The following is a 5,718-nucleotide window of genomic DNA, read 5'->3' on the forward strand; positions in this document are numbered from 1 at the left end:
CGGTGCGCGACTGTGGGAAACCCAGACCACCGACAACAGCAAACCCTATACCATCACCGGTGCTCCGCGGGTGGTCAAGAATATGGTGATCATCGGCAACGGCGGCGCGGAATTCGGCGTGCGCGGCTATCTCTCGGCCTATGATGTCCGCGACGGGACGATGAAATGGCGCTTCTACACCGTGCCCAATCCCAAGGGGGAACCGGACGGCGCGGCGAGCGACGAGATTTTCGCCAAGGCGGCGGCGAAGACCTGGGGCGACGGCGAATGGAAAGTCTCCGGCGGCGGCGGCACCGTATGGGACAGCATCGTCTATGACGAGGATCTCGACCAGCTCTACTTTGGCGTCGGCAACGGCAATCCGTGGAACCACGGCCTGCGCTCCGGCGGCGAGGGCGACAATCTGTTCCTGTCCTCGATCGTCGCGGTCAATCCCGATACCGGCAAATATCTGTGGCATTATCAGGAGACGCCGGCCGAGACCTGGGACTATACCGCGACCCAGCATATCATCCAGGCCGAACTCGAGATGGACGGCAAGATGCGCAAGGTGCTCTACCATGCGCCGAAAAACGGGTTTTTCTTTGTCATCGACCGGATCGACGGCACTTTGATCAGCGCCGAACCCTATGTCGACGGGATCAACTGGGCCGAAGGCTATGATCTGGAAACCGGTCGCCCGATCGAGAATCCCGACGCGCGATTCTACAAAACGGAGAAACCGTTCATCGCCATTCCGGGCGCGCTGGGCGCGCATAACTGGCACCCGATGAGCTATAATCCGAAGACCGGACTGGTCTATATTCCGGCCCAGCAAATCCCGCAGGGCTATGAAGTGCCACAGACCGATATCGACAAGAAACGCGAACGGCTGGGCTTCAATGTCGGGATCGGCTGGTCAATCGGCCAGCTGCCCGACGACAAGGAAGTCTACAAGGCAGCCATCGCCGCGACCACCGGCAAGCTGGTCGCATTCAACCCGAAAACCGGCAAGGTCGCGTGGAGCGCAGATTATCCGGCGGCCTGGAATGGCGGGACGATGACCACCGCCGGCAATCTGGTGTTCCAGGGCACCAGCACCGGCCTGTTCAAGGCCTATTCCGCCGACAAGGGCAAGGAATTGCTGAGCATGGAAATGCAGTCGGGCATCGTCAGCGCACCCTCCACCTATATGATCGACGGGGAGCAATATATCGCCTTCCTGACCAGCAAGGGCGGCGCCTTTCCGCTGGTTGCCGGTGTCGCCGGCGGAGTGACGCGCCAGCTGCCGAACATCCCCCGGCTGGTGGTGATGAAATTGGGCGGCAAGACGAAATTGCCGGCATTGCCGGACAAGGGCGAAGTGGTCTGGGATCCGCCGGTGCAGACCGGCACCCCCGAGCAGATTGCCGCTGGCAAAAATCTATACGGCCGCAATTGTCTGGTCTGCCACGGCGACAGCGCGATCGGTAACGGCTTCACCCCCGACCTCAGGGTCAGCGGCGTGCTGCCGGACAAGGATGCCTGGGCGTCGGTGGTTACCGGCGGGGCGCTCAAACACGCCGGCATGGTCGGTTTCGGATCGCAGCTGAACGCAGCTCAGGTAGAAAATATCCGTCACTATGTCGTGAACCGGTCGATCTGGACGAAGGCCAATCTGCCCGAGATGACGGCTCCGACGCCGCGCTGACGCCGGCCCCTTGTCCGGCGCCATCTGACTGCCCATAAAACAGGCACTTGCCAGCACAAATGCCTGTTTTATGGGCGGCATTGTCAGTCGTCCGATAAGCCTTTAGCTATGGAACCGAGCCTATCAGCGATTCTGTTCGCGAATCGATTCTGGCATGGTAATTGAATAGCATCGGGCAATAGTGCCCGGCCGAGGCGCCTTACTCCTGTGCAAGGGGAAGCGCCGAGGAAGCGGTACACGGGGACGTATAACAATGAAAAAGATCGAAGCGATAATCAAACCGTTCAAACTTGATGAAGTCAAAGAAGCGCTGCACGAAGTCGGCGTTTCGGGGATCACCGTGACCGAGGCGAAAGGCTTTGGCCGGCAGAAAGGCCATACCGAGCTGTATCGCGGCGCGGAATATGTCGTCGATTTCCTGCCCAAGGTGAAACTTGAAGTGGTGGTCGAGGACAGCCTTGCCGACCGCACGGTCGAAGCGATTTCCGCGGCCGCCCAGACCGGGCGCATCGGCGACGGCAAGATATTTGTCATTCCGGTGGAATCGGCGCTGCGCATCCGCACCGGAGAGCGCGACAACGACGCCATCTGATTTTCTATCGCTACCAATCCAGACACACCAGAACCGAAGGACTAAAAAATGGGCAATTCAGCATCCGATATTATCAAGATGATCAAGGAACACGAGATCGAATGGGTCGATGTGCGGTTCACCGATCCACGCGGCAAATGGCACCATCTGTCGATGTGCGCCCATGTCATTGATGAAGATATGCTCGAAGAAGGCTTTATGTTTGACGGCTCGTCGATCGGCGGCTGGAAGGTGATCAATGAATCCGACATGATCCTGCGTCCCGATCTCGACGCCATGTATATGGATCCGTTTTCGGCAACCCCGATGATGATCCTGGTCTGCAATATCGTCGAACCTGGTGATGGCTCTCTCTACCGCCGCGATCCGCGCTCGACCGCTGTCCGCGCCGAGGCCTATCTCAAATCCACCGGCATCGGCGACACCGTCTATGTCGGCAAGGAACCCGAATTTTTCATGTTCGACGATGTGAAATTCGAAACCGGCTATGACCGGTCGGGTTTCAAGATCGACGATGTCGAGCTGCCGACCAACTCCGGCCGCGACTATGACGTCGGCAATATGGGTCACCGCCCGGGCGTCAAGGGCGGCTATTTCCCGGTTGCTCCCGTAGACAGTGCCGTCGACATCCGCGGCGAGATGGTCGCGACGATGATCGAAATGGGCCTGCCGATGGACAAGCACCATCATGAAGTGGCCGCTTGCCAGCACGAACTGGGCATAACCTTCGGCACGCTGACCCAAACCGCCGACCGGGTACAGGTTTACAAATATGTCGTGCAGCAGGTCGCCCATGCCTATGGCAAGACCGCGACCTTCATGCCGAAGCCGATCAAGGACGATAATGGCAGCGGCATGCACACCCATATGTCGATCTGGAAAGACGGCAAGCCATTGTTCGCAGGCAATGAATATGCTGGTCTGTCGGAAATGTGTCTCCATTATATCGGCGGCGTGATCAAACATGCCAAGGCGGTCAATGCTTTCTCCAACCCGACCACCAACAGCTACAAGCGGCTGGTTCCCGGCTTTGAAGCACCGGTGCTGCTCGCTTATTCGAGCCGCAACCGTTCCGCATCCTGCCGGATTCCCTATGGTGCCGGTGACAAGGCGAAGCGCGTAGAATTCCGCTTCCCCGATCCGCTTGCCAATCCCTATCTTTCAGCGGCGGCGCTGCTGATGGCGGGTCTGGACGGGATCGAGAACAAGATCCACCCGGGCGAGGCGATGGACAAGAATCTCTATGATCTGCCACCGGCAGAGCTGGCCGAAGTACCGACCGTCTGCGGCTCGCTCCGTGAAGCGCTGGAAGCACTGGAAGCCGATCACGAGTTCCTGCTCAAGGGTGATGTGTTCTCGAAAGACCAGATCGATGCTTATGCCGCACTCAAGTGGGACGAAGTCAGCTATTGGGAAACCACCCCGAGCCCGGTTGAATTTGATATGTATTATTCGGGCTGATCGTTTGGATCAGATTGGGAATGATAAGCCCGGGGCAAGAGATTGCTCCGGGTTTTTTTGGTTTTGGTGGATGCTGAAGTGGAGTCACGGATTCATGCGGGATGTGGACGTTAGTTTTCGTCTTGCCAGGCGGCAACAATTGGGTGGGGAGCTGAAGTTCAATGTAATCTGTTGGAACGGCTTCTCTTAGGCTGTCGGCGGCAGGATTGACATGCGTCACGAAAATTGCATCATGTGGTATGCGATTTGCGCATAATCCTTTTCCAAGTGCCGTTTTGCAACAAGGAATGATCATGAAGATGTATATCAAAAGCGTGATGGTTGATGATCAGGCCAAGGCCCACGCCTTCTATACCGATATTCTCGGATTTCAGACGAAGCACGATATTTCAATGGGTGAGCACCGCTGGTTGACTCTGGTATCACCAGAGGAAGCCGATGGCGTCGAGCTCGCTCTTGAGCCTAACGAATATCCGGCGGCATCCGCCTTGCAGGTCGCGCTTATGAAAGACGGTATCCCTTGGACATCGTTTAGCGTGGAGAGCGTGCAATCTGAATTTGAAAGGCTTGAAAAAGTGGGTGTGTCGTTTACCCAGCCTCCGACGGAAGGCGGCGGTGCCAAATTCGCGACTTTCAACGATACTTGTGGAAATCTGATTCAGGTCGTTGAGCTTGCGGACTGAACGCTCGAAGCCGCTCGTTTCCCGACCAGCCGCTTTTGTTTTTCAACTAGTCAGTTCGAACGACTGCTTCTGGGGCGAGAGCTGACGGACTGCGTTTATTTCACCATGGTCGCGACCTTATGTCGCTAACTGGGTGGGAAGCGGACATTGAGACGAGCAATTAGTAATGACTGCAATATCCCGTAAGCGGACATTAGGGCCGCTCTGTGAAATCAGAAGAACCTTCGGACTTGTTCTTTGTATGCTCGAAACTCATCACCATACATTTGTTCCAACCATGGTTCTTCGAAAATGGGAGCAAGCAGGTAGAGCACGGCCCAAAATGCCAACAAAATCGAAACCAACATTGAATTGGCAATGAACGCCCAACCGACAAGTCCGATCCAAGTCGCGACATAAACCGGATTGCGGCTTTTCGAGAAATAGCCGTCTGTTACAAGCCCGCGTTTTTCTCCAAATGCATTGCGCCATCCCATGCGAAGGGTGATGCGGATGGCAAATCCAAATCCCATGAACAATAAGAGCGTTCCCACCGCGATTGCGACAGACCGCGTTGCCATACTGCTGATGTCAAATTCCAGCACTGAAAGAAGGATCAATGGATATACAAAACATCTAAAAAAAATCATGAAGCTTCTATGCTGCCAACTCGTTCTGGAGGGTGGCGGCCAAAATTGAAAATTGTCCATTCGTCCTGCAACGAACGATAAAGCCAAGATGATGCAAACCGAACTGAGGGATATTCCAAAGAGAATTTTGGGCAACATATCCATATTCATTTCGAAAATCCGATCCAGCGAGGCACTTCGTTGCAAAACCGGTCATAGGCCGCGCCAAAACTTTTGCTCAAATGCGCTTCCTCAATCCGGACCTGCGCATGGCAGGCCAACGCAAATGCGAGCAATGCAACCCAGCCCCACCAAATGCTGGCGCTCAATGCAATGCCGAGGCCGAGCAATATCATCCCTACGAATATGGGATTGCGGCTGCACCGGAATAGCCCATGCCGAACGAACAGTGGCGCGTCTCCGTCGCGAACGCCAACGCGCCACGCCCGGCCCATCTGGACTTGCGAGACAATCACGACAACAGTGCCTGCAACCGCCAGCAGTGCACCAACCCATGCAAATCCGGTCACCGGCTGTATTGCAGCTAACCCGCTTGCGATTCCCAGAACGGCGATACTGATCGCAAATACAAGCCCGGCCAAACGCTGCCTACCCTTGGCCGCGCCGAATGCCCATGCACTATCGCCGGTCGAACGGGCTACGGAATACCCCCGCCAGAGCGACGCCAGGAAGACCACAATCAAC

6 protein-coding genes are annotated in these 5,718 nt (G+C 56.2%); 4 read left to right on the top strand and 2 right to left on the bottom strand.

The genetic code is table 11. The features are described 5' to 3' along the window. From WBM93_RS13845 to WBM93_RS13860, 4 genes are all read left to right on the top strand, one after another. A partial coding sequence (locus WBM93_RS13845) for a PQQ-binding-like beta-propeller repeat protein (protein ID WP_424432450.1) occupies nt 1–1,669 on the top strand: 1,669 nt, incomplete at its 5' end. Between the two features lie 253 nt (nt 1,670–1,922). Next, on the top strand, nt 1,923–2,261 hold the full coding sequence (locus tag WBM93_RS13850; RefSeq protein ID WP_323799900.1) for a P-II family nitrogen regulator: 339 nt from the start codon (nt 1,923–1,925) through the stop codon (nt 2,259–2,261). A 48-nt stretch (nt 2,262–2,309) separates the two neighbouring features. Next, a complete protein-coding gene (gene glnA / locus WBM93_RS13855; protein WP_424432451.1) occupies nt 2,310–3,722 on the top strand; it encodes a type I glutamate--ammonia ligase in 1,413 nt (470 codons plus the stop codon). A gap of 293 nt (nt 3,723–4,015) precedes the next feature. Continuing rightward, entirely contained in the window at nt 4,016–4,405 is a 390-nt protein-coding gene (locus WBM93_RS13860; RefSeq protein WP_424432452.1) for a VOC family protein, read from the top strand. Between the two features lie 212 nt (nt 4,406–4,617). Here the strand turns inward: WBM93_RS13860 and WBM93_RS13865 are convergent, their stop codons facing one another. Together WBM93_RS13865 and WBM93_RS13870 are read right to left on the bottom strand one after the other, a co-directional pair. Then, nucleotides 4,618–5,184, bottom strand: coding sequence for a methyltransferase family protein (locus WBM93_RS13865; RefSeq protein WP_424432453.1), 567 nt, complete (start codon nt 5,182–5,184; stop codon nt 4,618–4,620). After that, the coding region (locus WBM93_RS13870; protein ID WP_424432454.1) for a methyltransferase family protein at nt 5,181–5,718 on the bottom strand (538 nt) is incomplete at its 5' end. The genes WBM93_RS13870 and WBM93_RS13865, both read right to left, overlap by 4 nt.

It is taken from the genome of Parasphingorhabdus sp., assembly GCF_049667325.1.
Classification (GTDB): domain Bacteria; phylum Pseudomonadota; class Alphaproteobacteria; order Sphingomonadales; family Sphingomonadaceae; genus Parasphingorhabdus.